Genomic DNA, 18,351 nt, shown 5'->3' on the forward strand with positions numbered 1-18,351 from the left:
GTGACTCCTTTTCAGCTCAGGCGAACGGCGAGCGCACACAGGGTGACGAAGAGGATCGGCAGCGTCAGCAGAATACCCACGCGGAAGTAGTATCCCCACGAAATCTGGATATTCTTCGCCGACAGCACGTGCAGCCACAGCAGCGTCGCCAGGCTGCCGATCGGGGTAATCTTCGGTCCCAGGTCAGCGCCGATCACGTTGGCATACACCATCGCTTCACGTACCACGCCGGTAGTGGCAGTGGCATCGATCGCCAGTGCGCCCACGAGCACGGTCGGCATGTTGTTCATGATGGACGACAGGATAGCGGTGATGAAGCCGGTACCGAGCGCCGCACCCCACACGCCATATTCGGCGCAGCGGTCCAGCAGCGCCGTCAGGTAATCGGTGAGGCCAGCGTTGCGCAGTCCGTAGACCACCAGGTACATACCCAGCGAGAACACGACCACCTGCCATGGCGCACCGCGCAGCACTTCGCGCGTCGAGATCCGGTGGCCACGTGCGGCGACGGCCAGCAACACCACTGCTCCCACCGCGGCGACAGCGCTGATCGGGATGCCGACATCGTCCAGCCAGAAGAATCCAACCAGCAGCATCGTCAGCACCCACCAGCCCGTAACGAAGGTGGCGCGGTCATGGATCGCCTCTTCTGGACGCTTGAGCTGGGCCAGGTCATAGTCGGCCGGGATGTCCTTGCGGAAGAACCAGACCAGAGCGGCGAGCGTGGCTGCGACCGACACCAGGTTGACCGGCACCATGACCGCAGCGTAGCGCGCAAAAGTAATGTCGAAGTAGTCGGCCGATACGATGTTGACGAGGTTCGAGACCACCAGCGGCAGGCTGGCGGTATCGGCGATGAAGCCTGCAGCCATGACGAAGGCAAGCGTTGCGCGTGCGGAGAAGCGCAGGGCAACCAGCATGGCGATGACGATAGGCGTCAGGATCAGCGCGGCGCCGTCATTGGCAAACAGCGCGGCCACTGCCGCACCCAGCAGGACGAGCAGGACGAACAGGCGCCGGCCATTGCCCTTGCCCCAGCGCGCCACGTGCAAGGCTGCCCATTCGAAGAAACCGGCCTTGTCCAGCAACAGGCTGATGATGATGACGGCCACAAAGGCCCCAGTGGCATTCCAGACGATGTTCCAGACGACAGGGATGTCGCTGATCTGGATGACCCCTGCAAGTAGGGCTACGACCGCACCGGCGGACGCGCTCCAGCCGATGCCGAGGCCGCGCGGTTGCCAGATAACGAAGATCAAGGTTGCCAGAAAGATGAGAAAAGCGATCAGCACAAAAATCCTTTGGACGGTGGTGGTTCACCACGAAAAAAGGCCGGGGGCATGCCCGGCCATCATGAGACCCGGCGTGTTCAGGCGCCGATAAGGCCGATTCGGTCGAGCTCCGCCTTGAATAGTTCCCGGTCGCCCTTCAGTTCTTCCAGCGGCAATGCAAGAAAGGCCTCGATCCGTGCGCGCAGCGTGGCGTAGGCTTTTTCGAATGCGGTGTTGATTTCCTCTTCCGTGCCGACCACGTGGCCAGGGTCTTCGACGCCCCAGTGCGTGCGCAGAATGGGGCCGAGATAAACCGGGCATGTGTCGCCAGCGGCACTGGCACACACGGTGACGACGACGTCTGGCGTAACCGGCAGGTCATTCCACGATTTGCTGTAATAAGCTTCCGTGGAGATGCCTTTGCTTGCCAGCAGTGCAACCGCTTTTTCGTTCAGTTTGCCAATTGGCTGGCTGCCTGCACTGATGGCATGCAGGCCTTCAGGGGCGATATGGTTGAAGACTGCTTCACTGATGAGCGAGCGGCAGGAGTTACCAGTGCAGAGGAAAAGTACGTTCACGGAAAGCCTTTCGTAGAAAAAATAGATCAGTTTGTTGCAGCGGCGTCAGCGCTGTCGCAGGAGGCATTGCCGACCGGCGTACAGGGATTGCCGCCGCAGCAGTTCTCGGTGAGGAAGCCCAGCAAGGCATTCATCGTGTCGAAATTCGCGGAGTAGATAATGAAGCGCCCGTCCTGGCGCGGAACCACCAGGCCAGCGTGCGACAGTTCCTTGAGGTGGAAAGAAAGCGAGGACGGCGGCACGTTGAGCGCCTCGGCGATCCTGGTCGCTGGCAGCCCGGCCGGGCCCGCCTGGACCAGCAGGCGATATGTGGCGAGCCGCGATTCCTGGGCTAGTGCAGCCAGGGCAGCGATTGCCGGTTTAGTGTCCATGACATGTACCCTTCTATTTGATATTTCTAGTATATTGGAATTGAAGCCATTACAGCAAGGAGTCATATGCGTGACGGTCGGGAACAGCGCCTTACAGCTTCCTCTCGGCGATTGCCCGGACGGCTTCGCGGCGTACCGAGTCGTCCTCCAGCCACTCCAAGGGCAGCGAAACGAACTGTTCGACCCGCTTTTTGATCTGCAAGAAGACCTGCCTGAAGGCTTCTTGCTTGTCCCTGTCGTTACCAGAAACCTGCGCCGGGTCCGGGTAGCCCCAATGCGCCGTCGTCGGGTGTCCCGGCCAATGGGGGCACACCTCTCCGGCCGCGCTGTCGCATACGGTGATGATGAAGTCCATGTGCGGCGCATCAGGCTGCCCGAATTCGAGCCAGCCCTTGCTGTGCATCGCCGCTACCGGGAAGCTGGAATCGAACCGTTTTATCTGTTCGATTGCCAATGGACTCACGACACCTGCCGGGCGGCTTCCCGCGGAATATGCCATGAAGCGCCCCCTGCCCAGCACAGTCAACAGTGCTTCCGACATGATGCTGCGCGACGAGTTGCCGGTACAAAGAAAGAGAACGCTGTAGCTCTTGCCTGCCATCGTCTGTCCGTTAACGCGAGGCGTTTTCAAGGCTCGCATCTGGGCGGGCAATGGCGCTCAGCTCTTCCTCGATGGCCATGCGTGAAAGTTTCGCGAAAGGCAGCATCGCGAAGATATCCAAGCGGTTCTTGATCTCACGGCACACCTTGCTAAACAGCTGCCGATGCTCCTGCGCACTGCCTACAAATGTCGCGGGATCTTCGAAGCTCCAGTGGGCCGTGATTGGATGCCCGGGCCAGCGCGGGCAAACCTCGCCAGCTGCCCTGTCGCATACCGTAATTACAAAGTGCATGTGGGGTGCATCGGCAGCGGCGAATTCATTCCAGCTCTTGCTGCGCAGATCAGCATACGGAAAACGAAGATGTTCGATCGCCTCCATTGCCAGCGGGTGAACAGAACCGGTCGGATGGCTCCCTGCGCTGTAAGCACTGAAGCGGCCGGCGCCGATCGCATTAAGGATGGCCTCGGCGATGATGCTGCGCGACGAGTTACCGGTACAAAGGAAAAGCACATTGAATGTTTCGTGGTCAGTCATCGCGGCCTCCAGGCAGACGGGTTGTTCATACGACTATTCGAAATATATCGAAGTTTCTTGACCGTTTGATGACACCGATATATTCTTTATTCGTCGAATGGCGAATAACGGCTATTGCCAGCCTCGCGCGGTGCTGACAAACAGCACGTCTGCATGCGTCTTCAAGCGGCACGCAATTCGTATTTTGTCGAATAACGAATAGTTTCCATGCGGGTCGACTACAGTCAAGCCACTTAAGGAGAGCAAACATGAAAAATGAGAACGCACAAAACTTGCCAGTCGCAGTGCTCGGCGCAGGTCCAGTCGGGCTCGCCGCAGCGGCCCATCTGATCGAACGCGGTCTAACGCCCCTGATCTTCGAAGCAGGTGCTGCCATCGGTGCGAACCTTGCGACTTATCGCCACGTTCGCTTGTTCTCGCCGTGGCAGTACAACATCGACAAGGCTGCCCGCCGCCTTCTGCTTGGACAAGGATGGAGTGAGCCGGCAGGCGAAGAATTGCCGACCGCTGGCGAACTGGTCGACCATTATCTTGCCCCACTGGCTTCGATTCGCGAGGTGAACTCGAATCTGCTGCTCGGCTACCGCGTCACGGCCATCACGCGCCCGGGGTTCGACAAGGTCAAGACAAAGGGGCGTGAAAGCGCGCCATTCCTCATTCGTGCTAACACGCCGGATGGCTCGTGCCAGTTCTTGGCCAGTGCCGTGATCGATGCTACCGGTACCTGGTCACACCAAAATCCTCTGGGTGCGGACGGCATCCCAGCGCTCGGCGAACAGGCGCTGTCCGACCGGATCGACTATGGCATGCCGGACGTTCTTGGTTCAGCCCGCGAAACCTACGCCGGGAAAAAGGTCATGGTAGTGGGAGCGGGCCATTCTGCAGCAGGCACCTTGCTCGCCCTCGCCCAGCTTACCCAGGAACATCCGGACACGCGTATCGTGTGGGTGACGCGCGGCAGCCAGCTGGCACGGTTTTTTGGCGGCGGTGAAGCCGACGCTCTCAAGGCGCGTGGGCAGCTTGGGCTGCGTTTGAAGGCATTACGCGATTCGGGCGGCCTCGAGATGCGGCAGAACTTCCGGATCCTGGAGCTGGCCGAGACCGATGGCAAGATCGCCGTGACCGCCGAGCCGATCGACGGTCCGGCCCCGGTCATCGAGGGAATCGACCGGATCATTTGTGCTGCCGGCGCACGGCCCGATCTCGCACTCACGCGGGAGCTTCGGGTCCGTCATGATCCGTGGCTTGAGAGCACGGATGCGCTGGCACCGCTGATCGATCCGAACGAGCATAGCTGCGGTACCGTGCGTCCACACGGTCACCGGGAACTGGCACATCCGGAATCTGGTTATTACGCCGTCGGTGCCAAGAGCTATGGCCGCGCCCCCAACTTCCTTTTGGCGACGGGCTACGAGCAGGTTCGCTCGGTGGCAGCAGCCCTGGTAGGAGACATGGCTGCGGCGGATGACGTCCAGCTGGACTTGCCGGAAACCGGAGTGTGCAACACGCGGCTGGCATACGAGGCAGCACCTGAGCCGACGGGCTCGTGCTGCAATGTTGCGCCGGCAGCAGCCGCTGCCTGCTGCGTTCCCGCGCCGTCGCCGACCGGCGCCTGCGGCTGCAGCAAGCCAGCCGAATCCACCTGCTGCGCTTGAGCTGACTGAACCCGCTGCCGGCAGATGCCGGCAGCGCCCAATCGGAACATTCCATGTCCCAGCCTTCGAAAACCATCGGCATACTGGCGATTACCCAAATCGTCTCCTGGGGAACGCTGTACTACGCCTTTACGATCCTGGCCGCCGGTGTGCAGCCTGAGCTTGGCCTCTCGCCTGAGCTCGTCTTCGGCGCTTTCTCCTGGAATCTTCTTGCGGCTGGCCTGGCGGCGCCCCCTGCCGGCATCCTGCTCGACCGCTAAGGGGGCCGCTACGTAATGGCCCTAGGTTCGTTTGTTTGCGCCATTGGCCTGGCCGTACTAAGCCGTGCTGGCGGTGTCGTTTCCTTGTACATCGCGTGGACGCTGATCGACATCGCGATGGCCCTCACACTGTACGAGGCAGCTTTCGCAACGATTAACCGCAAGTACGAGACCGGCTCAAGGCAAGCGATTTCGACCCTGACGCTGTTTGGCGGCTTTGCCAGTACGCTGCTCTGGCCGCTCACCGCCAAGCTGGATACGGTCTTTGGCTGGCGTGATACCAATTCGTGCTTCGCTGTCATGCAGCTGCCTCTCTGCATGCCTTTGCACTTATGGCTTGGCGCGGCCCCTGTGCGGCAGCCTCGACATCATCTCAGTGCCGAAGACCAGGGGCACACTTTGAAACATGCATTGCGTCACCCCGCGTTCTGGACGCTGGCATTGGCCATTTCGGCTAACACGTTCGTCTTTTCGGCGATGTCGGTGCACCTGATCCCACTGCTCGAGCGCCTGGGACTGTCACTGTCCACGGCTGTCTTGTTGGCCTCGCTGATCGGTCCAATGCAAGTAGCCGGACGTATCGGGGAGATGACGCTCGGCCGCAATACGTCTCTGCAAATAGTAGGAATTTTGACCTTCGCAATGCTGCCTGCTGCGCTGCTCGTGCTCGTATTGTTTGGAGCCAATGCATGGATTGTTGCCCTGTTCTGCATGCTGTACGGCGTGAGCAATGGCATCCTGACGATCGTACGCGGCTCGATCCCGCAAGCCTTGTTTGGCCGCCAGCATTACGGGGCGATCTCCGGTGCGTTGGCAGGGCCATCGCTACTATCGAAGGCTGCAGGGCCGCTCGCAGCTGCAGCATTACTGCGCCCGGAGGGTGGGACCACAATGCTGCTCATCGTGCTTCTGGCCGTTTCCATCGCCTCCCTCGTCTTCTACCTGCGTGCCGTGAGTATCGGCAGCTCGCCATCGATCGCGAAAGCCTTTGACAAGAACACAGCCTGACCACTAAGCTGCGTTCGCCGAATAACGAATGAGCGTTTCCATGTCTAAATCCTGCTGCTCCCCGGACGCCCGCAACACCCCGGGAAAAGAAATTGATGTCGATGACCTCGCACGCATGTGCAAGGCACTGTCACACCCCGCGCGAGTGCAGTTGCTCAGGCATCTTATCGATTACGGCGAGTGCTATTTCGGCAGCCTGGCGGACGTGCTGCCTTTGGCGCCATCGACAATCTCCAAGCACGTCTCGATCCTGAAGGATGCGGGCTTGATCGAAGGGTCATCGGATGTGCAACGGGTTTGCTATTGTGTCAATCACGAACGGCTTCTACAGTTCAAAGCAGTAGTACAAGATTTTTAGAATGAAGACGAGCGATCGGCATCATCGTCTGAAGTGCATTTGGGTAGGTCTGCTATCGCCGAGAATGAAGCTTCATTTCGCTGCCATTACGCGGTGATATACGGAGTTATCGCAGCACTGACTCTGGTTTTATATTCAGTGGCCTGCCGCACAGTCAGTCGTCGATCAATGCCTGAATGACTGGACAGCTTGTATCCGGAGCCCCACTGTCGCAGCGCGCAACCATTCCGGCGAGTGCTGACTTCATCGCCAGAAGGTCGCCTATCTTGGCCTCTACCATGGCGAGCTTTTTCGCCGCCAAAGCGCGCGTGCTCGAACATGTCCCCGAACCTTCCAGCTTGAGCAGGCTCGAAATTTCCTCAAGCGTAAAGCCCAGAAGCTGTGCGCGCTTGATGAAGCGAATTCGGCGTACATCTTCGTTGCCATAGGTGCGGTAGCCGGAACTTGGCCGTTCCGGCTCATCGATCAATCCACTTCGTTGATAGAAGCGAACGGTCTCGACGTTCACACCGGCGGCGTCAGCCAAGCGGCTGATGGTCATTTTCTCAGGCATGCGCTTGACTCCGTATCTATATACGGAGTTTATCCTATCTCTGTCTTAAACCGATCAGGATAAACATGAAGATGGGAACGAAAGGACCGCTAGTCGCGGGTGTGCTGGCTGCGCTGGGAGCATCGGCTTGTTGTGCGGGCCCGCTCGTCCTGCTATTGCTGGGCGTCGGCGGCGGTTGGGCATCCCGGCTTATCGCGCTGGAGCCCTACAGCCCCTATCTCACCGCGCTTACGGTACTGTTCCTCGGTACTGCATTCCATAACTTGTATCTGCGCCGGCCCGCGTGCCCCCCTGATGACGCCTGTTCCGATGACCATGTCTTGAGGAACCAACGCATTCTGTTTTGGCTCATTTCCTTGCCAGTCATACTGCTACTGACCTTCCCCTTGTACGCCGCGCTCTTCTACTGAAAGGATTCTTCGATGCACTTCTTTAACATCGCTATCGCCGGGATATTGCTTGCCAGTCCAGCCATCGCCGGTACGTCGCAAACCCTGACCCTCGACGTGCAGAACATGAGCTGTGCGACTTGCCCAATCACCGTTAAAAAAGCGTTACAGCGAGTTCCGGGCGTGATTGACGTAAAAATCGATTACGAGCGCAAGACGGCCACTGTGCAACTCGACTCCGACAAGGCTAGCGTAACAATACTGACCAAGGCGACGACCGACGCAGGCTTCCCTTCGACGGCCAGGAAAGTGCAATGAGCGATGCAATCCTCGAGTCGGTCCTGACCTGTCCGCATTGCGGACACAGCAAACAGGAAATCATGCCGACTGACGCTTGTCAGTTTTACTATGCATGCGAGGGCTGCGCCACCGTGCTGCGCCCAAAGGCCGGAGACTGCTGCGTTTTTTGCTCTTACGGCACAGTGAAGTGCCCGCCTATCCAGCTTGAGCGCCCCTGCTGTGGTTAAGCTGGGCTGTCGCCGAAATGCATCCTGTAGCTGGTTATAGTGATGGCATGGCATGTTGACAGAGCCGCGTAAGAGACCCGCGGCTCTGCTCGACGGAGGACTTGGCCGTTACATACCAAGCCTACGATCAGATCTTGAAATCGTCAAAGGCAACGTTTTCTTCCTTTACACCAAGGCCGCGCAGCATTGCCTGTGTCGCCGTCAGCATGGCCGGGGGACCGCACACGTAGAACTCGAGCGATGCGATGTCCGGGTGCGTGCGCAAACTCTCCAGCGCGGCTTCGTGTACCAGTCCCGCTGGCGCCCCGTCCCCTGCCTTTTCCTCGGACAGCACCAGGTGCCATTCGAAATTCGGGTGTTTCGCTGCGAACGCCTGCATTTCGTCCACATACGGCGCATCGCGCCGGCTGCGCGCCCCGTACCAGAAGTGCAGTGGTTCGGTCTCCCCCTTTGTCAGGAGCTCATGGATCATGGCGCGCAAGGGCGCCATCCCGGCGCCGCCACCGATGAATACTTTCTCGCGCGATCCCGGCTTCAGTGCGAAATCGCCGAAGGGGCCGCTGAAGCGAACTTCGTCGCCCACCTTCAGGGTGTACATGTAGCCTGATCCCCTGCCCGGCCGTTCTCCAGGCATGAAGCGAACCAGAAAAGTCAGTTGCCAGCCTGCGCATTCGACCGGCACCGATACCGAGTACGACCTGCGTACTGGCGTATCATTTGCGAGACTAGCCAGCGTACCGATCGCGCGCCAGTCGTCCTGATGATGCTCCGGGACTTCCACTTGGCTGGCGTCCCGCTCATACGGAGGAACATGAATCTGTACGTAGGCACCTGGACGGCAATCGACACGGCCTTGGGGGCTTAAGGTGATCTCTCGCAGGAAGGGCGTAACCGGTCTCACGCTGGTGACTATTCCAATCCGCTCGGCCGGCATTGCCAGGGCATTTCCGATATCGACATCGAGGCTGCGCTTCACGGGAAGGTTGCAGGCCAACCTGTATCCCGCCTCGAGCTTCCGGGGCGACAGCAGCGCACGGTCTGCGCTCGTAGGTTCGGGCGCCTGGCCAACGCATCTCACTTCGCACAGGCCGCAGCTTTGGCCGCCACCGCAGTTCGACGGCAGCTGCAGGCCCGAGCGGCAAAGCGCCTGGAGTACGGTATCGCCCTGCACCGCCTCGACCGAGCGCTGCGTCGTGCCGCTGCCGTCGACCAGATTCACGGTACGGCGCCGGCGCCAGCGGCTCGGGACGAATTCCGCAAGTCGGACGCTGACGAACAGCAGCCAGACACCCGTCAGTGCCATCCACAATCCGCCGATTGCACTGGAGACGAGCAAGGGATTGTTGAAGTTGGTCCGCTCGCCGTAGTCCATGATGTGAAGCATCCAGAACAGGTCAAACAGGCGCCAGGTACTGTTCCTGTGTTCGAGCACGGCTCCCGACCGGCTGGAGACATAGACCGAGGTCTCGTCCGCATCGTCGAAGTCGACGCGCCAGACGGGCTCCTTGTGGGCGCGGGCCTCCAGCGTGAAGTTCAGCAGGCGGGGCGTGCCGGCCTTGCCGCTTCCGGAGTAGGATGCACGGGCAATCTCCCTTGCCAAGCTGGCGTCCACCGCCACGGCCTTCCCGTCTGCGGCGCTGACGAGCCAGCTGCGCTTGTCGTTCTGCAGCCGATATACCGGCCGGTCGAGCAGCCAGCCGGAAGTAATCGCCATGACCTTGTCGCGGCTGGCCGCAAGCACGGCGTCCGTACTGAGCACGTCGCGCGGCCATGCCGGCGGCGCCGGCGGCTTGATGCGGAATTCGCGTCCCTGAACCTTGTTCGCGTCGAGCAGGCTCATGACAACCCCACTCGACATCCACAGCAGGAACTGGATCGCCAGGATCACCCCGACCCACTTGTGCAATCGTCTCATCCAATGGCTCATGCCTGCTTCCTCCGGTTGAAGCTGTAGAAGAGCAGCCATGCTCCGATGAGGGCAAACAGCAGGCCGGTAATCGAGGCCGTGCGCAGCAGCGTGTTGTTCACGTTCTCACGCTCCTCGTAGTCCATGATGTGGAACATCCACAGGAAATCGAACCACCTCCAGAGCTCATGCCTTCTGGCCACCAGGTCCCCGGTATGCGGGGAAAAGTACAGCGTCGTCTGGCCTGGCTCGTCGTAATGGACGGCCCACAGCGGTACAGGCCGTGAACCGACTTCCTGCGGCGCCTTCGTCACCCATTCGACGCCCTTGATGCTGCCCTCCCCCGCGTAGGCCGCATCCGCGAGGGCAACGATCTGGTCGCGATCGAGCGGGCTGATCTTCTTGCCACTGGCGGCGTCCACGAGGCTTGCTTGTTTGCCATGCTTGATCTCGTAGACTTCCTTGCCAAGCAGGCTTTTCATGCGAACGGCGGTGAGGCCTGGGTAGGCCTCGTGCAGGCGAGCCTGGCTGATACGGGTGGCTGACGGGTTGAGCCTCTCAGTCGGGACGTGGGCAAGGTGGTCGCCGTGGATCACCTCCAGCGGGACGACGACCATGTAGAGACCACTGATCATCCAGAGCAGCGCCTGCACGCCGATGACAAGCCCGATCCATTTGTGGGCGCGTCGCACCCAGAAAGCTAATTGCATAGTTGTTGTAATAGTAAAGTTACCCGGTCAGTTGGGCGGACCGGAGCGAAGCATACATGCTCGCGGACCGCCCGGCATCATTGAATGGCTAGAACTTGTAGCCCAGGCGAACGTGCCAGCGGCGACCCAGCAGGTCGTAGGTCATCGTATCGGTGTTCCCGTCCGTCCAGCTCTGGATATACGGGGCACGCTTGTCGAACAGGTTGTCGACCCCGAACGAGAGTGCCATCGCTTTGTTGAATGCGTACTTCACGCTAGCGTTGTGATACGAGATGCTCGGTGCGTGCGAGCCGATGTCCTCCGGTGCGGCGTTAATGTCGTCCGCCTTGCCGATATACTGGACCGTATAGGAACCCGACCACGGCCCGTTGGACGCCGTCAGGGATGCCGTCGACCGCCACTTGGCGTAGCTTCCTCGTCCACCCGTGATCTTGCCGGCGTACTCGATGACCTCGCCGCCAGGGAATGGCGTCACGTCGTAGCGGTTGAGGCGCGAGACGTCGGCCGTGACGGACGAGGCCCAGCCGAAGAGGCTGAAATCATACATGGCGCCGAAGTCCAGGCCAGCAACCTTCTGCTGCGCCGCGTTCTCCGGCTGGGACGACAGGAAGTTGATCTCGCCTGTGCGCGGATCGCGGGTGAAACTCGAAGGCCGGCAGAAGATGTGGGACAGTCCTGGCGAGTTATAGCACACCGACAGTTTGGTCGATCCCGGGACCGTCTCGATGGCGTTGTCGATCTCGATGTTGAAATAGTCGAGGGTCAGGGTCAGCGCCCTGGACGGCGTCCACACCATCCCGACCGTGAAGGTATCCGCCTCTTCCGGCTTCAGGTTCTGGTTGCCGCCGCCGGTCGTCAGGATCGACGGGCCGAACTGCCTGTAGCCGGCAGGTACGCCGGACGCCTGGCAGTTCTTGTAGACCGCGGAGTTCGGATCGAGCGTGTTCCAGTTGTTGCATGGGTCGGTCGTCGTCAGGTTGCCCTCGGAAACACCGCCGAACAGTTCCGGCACGTTCGGCACCCGGAAGGCCGTCGACCTGTTCGCGCGCATTTTCAGCGCCGGCATCACCTGCCAGTCCAGGCCCAGCTTATAGGTTCCCTGGGAACCGAACAGGCTGTAGTCGGAATAGCGGGCCGCCGCATTCATGGTCAGCGACTGCACCAGCGGCAGCTTGGCCAGCAAGGGAACGGACAGTTCGGCAAACACTTCACGCGCGCTGTACTGGCCGGCAATCGGGTCCATGGCAGGTGTATTTGCCGCGCCCGACACGATCAGGCTGTCCGGGTCCCGCCAGCCTTTCTCACGCCGGTATTCGAAGCCGGAAGCAAATCCCACCGGACCTGCCGGCATCGAGAACAGCTCGCCGCTGATGCTGGCATTGAAGCTCTTCTGGTCGTTTCCGCCATGGTCGCGCGTCGTGAAGTGGATGTACTCCAGCACCGCCGGGCTCAGGTTGCCGTAACCAAGGTAATTGCCGCAGGGAGCGGCGGTCGGTGTCCTGCCGCAGGTCGCAGCGTTCAGGGTCGCATCGACACGGTCCAGGTTGATGATGTTCGTCATCCCATCCACGCCTGTGTTGCGGCCCCAGTTGAGGGACGCCGACCAATCCCACTTGTCTCCAAGCGCGCCTTTGAGGCCGGCGACGATGCGGAAGGTGTTCGTTTCTTGGAAAAAGTAGCGTGGCCCCACCTCGGCCACCCTGCGCCGCTCTAGGGTCAAGTTCTGACCCGTCGGGTTGGTCGGATGGTTCGCGGCGATCTCGATCGGACGGTAGACCCCGATCGCGCCGGGCGTCGCCAGCTGCTTCGATTTGCGGTTCGTGAACATGAGCTCGCTGAACATGTCCACCCGATCGGTCAGGCGCATATTGCCGAAGGCACTGACGCCGACACGCTTGATCGGGTTGACCGCGTTCAGGAACGGATTGCTGTTGTAGGCGTGCTTGGCCGCGCTGTAGGTTTCGAATCCACGTGGATTCCCGTTCGGATCCTGGTTGAAGTTGACGCGGCGACCATCCGCGAGGCGGGCACGGCCGCCGATGGTGGACGAGCTGCCGGAGCAGACCAGTTCGCCATTCTCTTCGAATAGTGAACAAGGCGCACGCGACGCCAGGTTGACAGCGCCGCTCTCGGAGTAGTTCAACGACGCCATCAGCGATCCGCGCTCGCTCCGCGTACCCCATACGAGATCAGCGGACTTCTCGTCGCCGTCGCCGCGCTCCGTCTTGCCGTACCGGACAGAGGCCTCGGCACCGTCGATTGCCTTCTTGGTGATGATGTTGACGACGCCGGCGACAGCGTCCGCGCCATAGATCGCGGATGCGCCGTCCTTCAGCACCTCGATCCGCTCGATCATCGCGACCGGGATCATGTTCAGGTCGACCGAGCTGTTGGCGCCCGTCCCTCCCGACACGACGCGGCGTCCGTTCAGGAGGACCAGGGTGCGGTCGATGCCGAGGCCGCGCAGGTTGACCTGAGTGGTACCATAACCGTTACTGGTCCAATAGGCACTGGTCTGGCTCCCCGCGGTGCCCGCGGAAGACGGCATACGCTGTAGCAGCGTCTCGACCGAGATCGCGCCCGAGCGCTGGATGGTTTCCGCGTCGATCACGGTCACCGGGCCGACACCGGACAGCTGCTCCTGTCGCAGATTGATCCGGCTGCCCGTGATCTGGACCCGTTCCATCCCGGTCGCCTGGGTGTTCTCGGTGGTAGCGGGTTGCTGTGCATGGGCGCCTTGCTGCAGGACCAGCATTGCGAGCGCGGCTGTCGTTCTTGGGACGAATTTGTGAACCATTTACCCTCCGGGGCTATTTTTGTAAGAGCAATAAGACCGCAACGCTTACAGCTTCGGTCGCGGCATATGGTGGGTGAAGCAATCGATTACTTCTTGTATATACAATTGCGCAGCATTTTTAATGTAGCGCGCTTTCTGCCGATAAGCAATAAACACGCATTTTTACAACAACTTTCCGAATAAAATTTCAGAATGAGCGAATGCGCCGGCGCAAATTCGCGCCGGCATGAGCTTACTTGGTGGCGGAGGGAGTTAGGTGTCCTGCCCTGCCGCCTGTCCCTGCTCAGGTCACGATCATGCTGCAAGCATCCGGCGGCACTCTTCGGCACACCGGCGGCAGGCCGCAGCGCACTCCTGGCAATGCTGCATCTGATGCTTTCCGCACTCTTCGGCACACATGTCACACAGCGCGGCGCATGCCTCGCAGACGAGCTTGGCCGCTTCGCTGCCCCGTACCATCATGGCGGCAGCGACCCGGCAGAGCTGAGCGCAATCGATGTCGAGTGCGATGCAGCGGGCCATCATCTTTACGTCCTCCTCCTGCAGGCAGGCGGCGGCACACATGTCGCACGCATCCGCACAGTCATTGCAGGCCTCGATACAGGTTTCGTGTTGCTGGTTCATGGTGATCTCCTAAAAACGGTTGGTCTCGGTCTCTATCAGGACAAAACTTTTGCGCGCCGCAGAACGATGCCGCGCCGCGGGTCAATCAAAACCAAAGGCGCACTCCCACCACCGCCTGGACTTCGCTCCGGTCGCCGCCACGCTGTCGCGTGTAATCAGCGGTTCCGCCGAACTGGCGGTTCCAGGTGACGCCGATGTATGGCGCGAACTTGCGCGTGATTTCGTAGCGCAGCCGCAGGCCCATGTTGATGTCGGATAGGCCTTTCCCAGTGGCCCGCTCGGGATCCGCGCGGCTGTACAGGTTCGCGCCCAGCTCGGGCTCGAGGATCAAACGGGGCGTGAACAGGATTTCGTACTTCACATTCAGGCGCGCGGCGAGGCCGCTTCCGGGCCGCCAGTACGCGGTGGCCTCGGTCTCGAACCAGTAAGGGGCCAACCCCTGCACCCCGACGGCAAGCCAGTTCCTTCCGCCACCCTCACCGCTGTCGTGCCGCACACCCAACTGGGTACTCCAGAACGGTGCGAATGCCCGGTCCCACAGTAGCTCGGTGCGGGACGAATCGAGCGAGCCGCCCCGGCGCTCTCCCTCTACCTTGAGCCAGGCCTTGTTGTAGTCATTGCCATACCACGCCTCGGCTTCGAGGTTCTGACCGTGTTCGCCATCGCCCCTGGCTGCTTCGAGCTTGTCGACCAGTACCTTCCCGAACGGAGCGTTGTCGTTCATTTCGTGGTTGCCGAAGTTGGCGTGGCGAGTCCCCTCGTTATAGGCGTTCGGATCCCGGGAGTCCGGCGGAGGGTCGCCTCCCTGCATGGGTCCCATTCGCATGGCATGACCTGCCATGACGCCCTCCGGGCCTGCCGCGCGTTCCTGGCCACCGCTTCCTGCTGCGGGAACTGCGCCGTGTCGCATGGCTGCATGATCCATGCCGGGCATGGCCCTGGTTGCCGGCTGGGCCTGCGGCTTCGCGGGAGTTGCTGCTTGTGCTGCGTGACCCGTATGGCCGGTAGCGTGACCCTGGTGTTCCGCCGCCTGCGCTGGCGGGGCCTTCTGCGCTGCGACTGGAGTGTTCGCATGCACGGCATGGCCAGCAGCATTCGACGCAGCCGGATTGGGCGGTGTCTGCTGCGGCGACTTCTTGCTGGCCGGCGCGGGTGTCCCGTGTCCCATCTTCGAGTGGTCCATGGTCGACATGTCGTGACTGCCGGTAGACTGGGGCGGCTGGGTTGGAGCTGCCGTCTGTGCTGCAGCGTGCGCCGCAACCAGGCACGCCAGCACGAGCGCGCAAGGCGCAGGCTTGATCGATGGGTTTTTCATGATACGACCACCTCCCTGAACATCCCGGCTTCCATGTGGTACAACAGATGGCAGTGGTAAGCCCAATGGCCGGGCGCATCGGCCGTGACCCGGTAGGTGATCCTTTGCGCCGGCTGTACATTGATCGTGTGCTTACGAACCTGGAATTTCCCGTCGGGAGACTCCAGCTCGCTCCACATGCCATGCAAGTGGATCGGATGGTTCATCATCGTGTCGTTCACGAGCACGATGCGCAGCCGCTCCCCGAACCGGAAGCGGATCGGCAAGGATTCCGAGAATTTCTGGCCATCGAACGACCACATGAAGCGTTCCATGTTTCCGGTCAGGTGAAGCTCGATCTCGCGGCTCGGTTCCCGTGGATCGACCGGCCCGCCGATCGTGCGCAGATCGGCATAAGTCAGGACGCGCCGGCCGTTGTCGCGCAGGTTGACGCCAGGGTCGTCGAGGTTGGTGCGCGGCATATCGACGTGCATGTCGACGCCCGGCCCGTATTCGGTGCGCGCATGCGTCACCTTCGGCGGATGGCCCGCTGCCGGCGCGCCGGCCGCTGGCATCTGCGCATGCCCACCCATCGCATGGCCGCCCGCGGCCCCCGAACCATGCATGCCTGACATGGCCATCGCACCCATCATGTCGGTCATGCTGAGCCACTGGGCCTCGTCCATCTCGGGCACTGGAGCCTGCATTCCCGGCCGTGGTGCCAGCGTGGCGCGGACGAAGCCCGAGCGGCCGATCGACTGTGCAAAGATGGTGTACGCCATGTCGTCTCGTGGCTCGACGATGACATCATAGGTTTCGGCGACCGAAATCCGGAATTCATCCACAGTGACAGGTTCGACTTCCTGTCCGTCCGCGGAGACGACGATCATTTTCAAACCCGGGATGCGCACGTCGAAGATGGTCGTCGCGGCGCCGTTGATGAAGCGCAGGCGCACTCGTTCGCCGACGCGGAACAGGCCGGTCCAGTTCATCTCTGCTGTGGAGCCGTTGATGAGGTAACGCAGTGCCCCGCTGATATTCCGGCTGGCCGTCACATCGCTGAAGTCGGTCGGCATCATGCGCATCTGGTTCCACATCTTGCGCTTGTCCACGGCCGCAGCGAATCCCATGCTCCGCACGTCCCGGATGAACTCGCCGAAGGTGGGCTGTTTGTTGTTGAAGAAGTCGCTCATCTTCTTCAGGTTGGCCAGCACCCGCTCCGGCTTCTCGTCCGTCCAGTCCGACAGCATCACGACATAGTCGCGCTCGGCCTCGACCCACTCGCCGGCTTTCGGGAGTACGACGATCGGGCCGTACAAGCCGAGCTGCTCCTGAAGTCCAGAATGGCTGTGGTACCAGTACGTACCGCTCTGCTTGACCTCAAACCGGTAGGTAAATGTCTGCCCTGGCTGGATCCCGGCGAAACTCAGACCCGGCACCCCATCCATGTCGGCGGGGAGAAGGATGCCGTGCCAATGAATCGAACTGACTGCCGACAACCGGTTGGTCACCCGAATCGTGACGGTATCGCCCTCGTTCCAGTAGAGGGTGGGCGCCGGCACCTGGCCATTGACCGCAATGGCGATGCGGTCCGCTCCGGTGAAGTTGACGCGCATCGGTCCGATCTCGAGATCGAAACTGGTACCGCGAAGATGGCGCCTGTCCTGCGCGGCAAACAACGCGCCAGGGCTGAAGCCCGCGAGGCCTATCGCTGCGCCGATCCCTTGCAGGAAGCGGCGGCGCCAGCTGCTTGCGCAGCCGTGAGTAACTACTGAACGTTTCATAAGGTTCTCCGATTCGACATGCGACTTCTGGCACAGTACACAGTAATCTGCTCGATTCGGCCCAAACGTTCCCCATGCCGGTAACCAGGGACGCGGACACACCTGCCCCGCGGCGGATAGCCAACAGGGCACGACTCGATTGTTTGATCTGATTTGTTTGAACGCGTGCCCGGTCAGGTTGACTCATTCGCGCAGGCGCGAGCGCAGGCACGGGCCGGTCTTCCGCAAATCAGGAACGCATCGCCGGCGTTAGCCGTGAAGGATTACGCCGCGATTGACGCGGCAGTGCGTGGGGGGCGTTCGATCCGGGCAGGAATATGCCCGGGGAACGAAGGCAAGGAAAATTGCAGGGCAGTGCTGACCGCTTCCTCGACCGCAGTCACGGCCATTACAGGCGGTGGCGCATAGGCGCCGATGGAGCAATTTGCACAGGTGCCGCAGCCGGATCGCGCGTGCGCGCCGTCATCGTCGCAGTCTTCATCCTGCGCTGCGACTCTCTGCGCCGGCGCGGCGGCATGATCGTGCCCGCCATCTTGTCCCTCACCGGCCACCGTCGCCTCCATCGGCATGCCAGCGGCATGGTCAGCGTGGGCGGCCAAGGGATGATGCGCCATGCCGCACTCGAACCTCGCCACTCCCGCAATGCTCTGCAAAGGGAGGGAGACGATGAGTAGGCACAAGAAAAATGTTCGAAGCCTGGCGCGCATATGGTCAATGTAGCATGCTCCCGGCATAGCGTGCACACAATTCCGTGGCGCTGCCCGCGCGGCTCTTCGCCGCACTCACCCAGTTCGCCAGCGTCCCTTTCGGGATCCCGATCCGCTGGGCCGCTTCCTCCTGAACAATCCTTGCTCCAGCAGCTTCACCGCCTCGGCCCAGAAATCCGGCAGGTATGTCTTCGAGTTCTTGAGTTTGCTCCTTCCGACAAGACACGATCAATAATTCCTCGTCACACCCTGCATGCCTGGGGCAGATACGGCGTTTCCATGAAGGCCCATTCAATTGACAAAGACATAGGGCGAGCCTAGACTTCGAACTGACCATGAGACTTCCACGCACATCTCGACTAATTGCCGCGACAATAGTGCTGTTCAGCATATTGTTTATGCAACTCGCTGTGTCGGCTTATG

The 18,351-nt window shown here is 61.0% G+C and carries 20 protein-coding genes; 7 read left to right on the forward strand and 13 right to left on the reverse strand.

Annotated features, from left to right (window positions below; all coding sequences use genetic code 11):
- Positions 1–11: 11 nt before the first annotated feature.
- The 5 genes from NX780_RS21810 to NX780_RS21830 all read right to left on the reverse strand — a co-directional run bounded on the left by NX780_RS21810 (position 12) and on the right by NX780_RS21830 (position 3,356).
- A complete protein-coding gene (locus tag NX780_RS21810) occupies positions 12–1,292 on the reverse strand; it encodes an arsenic transporter (RefSeq protein WP_258829989.1) in 1,281 nt (426 codons plus the stop codon).
- A 77-nt stretch (positions 1,293–1,369) separates the two neighbouring features.
- Entirely contained in the window at positions 1,370–1,849 is a 480-nt protein-coding gene (locus NX780_RS21815) for an arsenate reductase ArsC (protein WP_258829990.1), read from the reverse strand.
- Between the two features lie 26 nt (positions 1,850–1,875).
- Positions 1,876–2,220, reverse strand: a complete 345-nt coding sequence (locus NX780_RS21820) for an ArsR/SmtB family transcription factor (protein ID WP_258829991.1) — start codon at positions 2,218–2,220, stop codon at positions 1,876–1,878.
- 91 nt (positions 2,221–2,311) lie between these two features.
- Positions 2,312–2,821, reverse strand: a complete 510-nt coding sequence (locus NX780_RS21825) for an arsenate reductase ArsC (RefSeq protein WP_258829992.1) — start codon at positions 2,819–2,821, stop codon at positions 2,312–2,314.
- Positions 2,822–2,831: 10 nt separating this feature from the next.
- Complete coding sequence (locus NX780_RS21830; protein ID WP_258829993.1) at positions 2,832–3,356, reverse strand: arsenate reductase ArsC; 525 nt, start codon at positions 3,354–3,356, stop codon at positions 2,832–2,834.
- Between the two features lie 248 nt (positions 3,357–3,604).
- Between NX780_RS21830 and NX780_RS21835 the strand changes: the two genes are divergently transcribed.
- The 4 genes from NX780_RS21835 to NX780_RS21850 are packed head-to-tail and all read left to right on the forward strand — an operon-like array spanning position 3,605 to position 6,637.
- Positions 3,605–5,011 (forward strand): NAD(P)-binding domain-containing protein, encoded by a 1,407-nt coding sequence (locus NX780_RS21835; protein WP_258829994.1) that lies wholly within the window; start codon positions 3,605–3,607, stop codon positions 5,009–5,011.
- A gap of 53 nt (positions 5,012–5,064) precedes the next feature.
- Entirely contained in the window at positions 5,065–5,271 is a 207-nt protein-coding gene (locus NX780_RS21840; protein WP_258829995.1) for a hypothetical protein, read from the forward strand.
- Between the two features lie 15 nt (positions 5,272–5,286).
- Entirely contained in the window at positions 5,287–6,279 is a 993-nt protein-coding gene (locus tag NX780_RS21845) for an MFS transporter (protein ID WP_258829996.1), read from the forward strand.
- Between the two features lie 28 nt (positions 6,280–6,307).
- The gene (locus NX780_RS21850) at positions 6,308–6,637 is read left to right on the forward strand and encodes an ArsR/SmtB family transcription factor (protein ID WP_258829997.1); all 330 of its coding nucleotides are present in this window, start codon (positions 6,308–6,310) and stop codon (positions 6,635–6,637) included.
- Between the two features lie 154 nt (positions 6,638–6,791).
- On the opposite strand, the gene merR is transcribed toward NX780_RS21850, so the two are convergent.
- Positions 6,792–7,190: a mercury resistance transcriptional regulator MerR gene (gene merR / locus NX780_RS21855; protein WP_258829998.1), complete on the reverse strand. Its 399-nt coding sequence runs from the start codon at positions 7,188–7,190 to the stop codon at positions 6,792–6,794.
- Between the two features lie 71 nt (positions 7,191–7,261).
- Between merR and NX780_RS21860 the strand changes: the two genes are divergently transcribed.
- From NX780_RS21860 to NX780_RS21870, 3 genes are read left to right on the forward strand one after another with little or no spacing between them, the layout of a single operon-like run.
- Positions 7,262–7,600, forward strand: coding sequence for a mercuric transporter MerT family protein (locus NX780_RS21860; protein WP_258830038.1), 339 nt, complete (start codon positions 7,262–7,264; stop codon positions 7,598–7,600).
- A gap of 12 nt (positions 7,601–7,612) precedes the next feature.
- Positions 7,613–7,897 carry a mercury resistance system periplasmic binding protein MerP gene (merP, locus tag NX780_RS21865; protein WP_258829999.1) on the forward strand — a complete coding sequence of 95 codons (285 nt, stop codon included), beginning with the start codon at positions 7,613–7,615 and terminating at the stop codon, positions 7,895–7,897.
- Positions 7,894–8,106 carry a GDCCVxC domain-containing (seleno)protein gene (locus NX780_RS21870; RefSeq protein WP_258830000.1) on the forward strand — a complete coding sequence of 71 codons (213 nt, stop codon included), beginning with the start codon at positions 7,894–7,896 and terminating at the stop codon, positions 8,104–8,106. The genes merP and NX780_RS21870 overlap by 4 nt, the downstream gene beginning before the upstream one ends.
- A 127-nt stretch (positions 8,107–8,233) precedes the next feature.
- On the opposite strand, the gene NX780_RS21875 is transcribed toward NX780_RS21870, so the two are convergent.
- From NX780_RS21875 to NX780_RS21905, 7 genes are all read right to left on the reverse strand, one after another.
- Positions 8,234–10,033: a 2Fe-2S iron-sulfur cluster binding domain-containing protein gene (locus tag NX780_RS21875; protein WP_258830001.1), complete on the reverse strand. Its 1,800-nt coding sequence runs from the start codon at positions 10,031–10,033 to the stop codon at positions 8,234–8,236.
- Positions 10,030–10,722 (reverse strand): PepSY domain-containing protein, encoded by a 693-nt coding sequence (locus NX780_RS21880; protein ID WP_258830002.1) that lies wholly within the window; start codon positions 10,720–10,722, stop codon positions 10,030–10,032. Before NX780_RS21880 ends, NX780_RS21875 begins: the two co-directional genes overlap by 4 nt.
- A gap of 88 nt (positions 10,723–10,810) precedes the next feature.
- A complete protein-coding gene (locus NX780_RS21885; protein WP_258830003.1) occupies positions 10,811–13,519 on the reverse strand; it encodes a TonB-dependent receptor in 2,709 nt (902 codons plus the stop codon).
- Between the two features lie 294 nt (positions 13,520–13,813).
- Positions 13,814–14,143, reverse strand: coding sequence for a four-helix bundle copper-binding protein (locus NX780_RS21890; protein ID WP_258830004.1), 330 nt, complete (start codon positions 14,141–14,143; stop codon positions 13,814–13,816).
- An 85-nt stretch (positions 14,144–14,228) separates the two neighbouring features.
- Positions 14,229–15,458, reverse strand: coding sequence for a copper resistance protein B (locus NX780_RS21895; RefSeq protein WP_258830005.1), 1,230 nt, complete (start codon positions 15,456–15,458; stop codon positions 14,229–14,231).
- Positions 15,455–17,221: a copper resistance system multicopper oxidase gene (locus NX780_RS21900; protein WP_258830006.1), complete on the reverse strand. Its 1,767-nt coding sequence runs from the start codon at positions 17,219–17,221 to the stop codon at positions 15,455–15,457. Before NX780_RS21900 ends, NX780_RS21895 begins: the two co-directional genes overlap by 4 nt.
- Positions 17,222–17,484: 263 nt before the next feature.
- Positions 17,485–17,835 (reverse strand): hypothetical protein, encoded by a 351-nt coding sequence (locus tag NX780_RS21905; RefSeq protein ID WP_258830007.1) that lies wholly within the window; start codon positions 17,833–17,835, stop codon positions 17,485–17,487.
- Positions 17,836–18,351 lie beyond the last annotated feature (516 nt).

It is taken from the genome of Massilia agri, from assembly GCF_024753255.1.
Classification (GTDB): Bacteria; Pseudomonadota; Gammaproteobacteria; order Burkholderiales; family Burkholderiaceae_D; genus Telluria; species Telluria agri.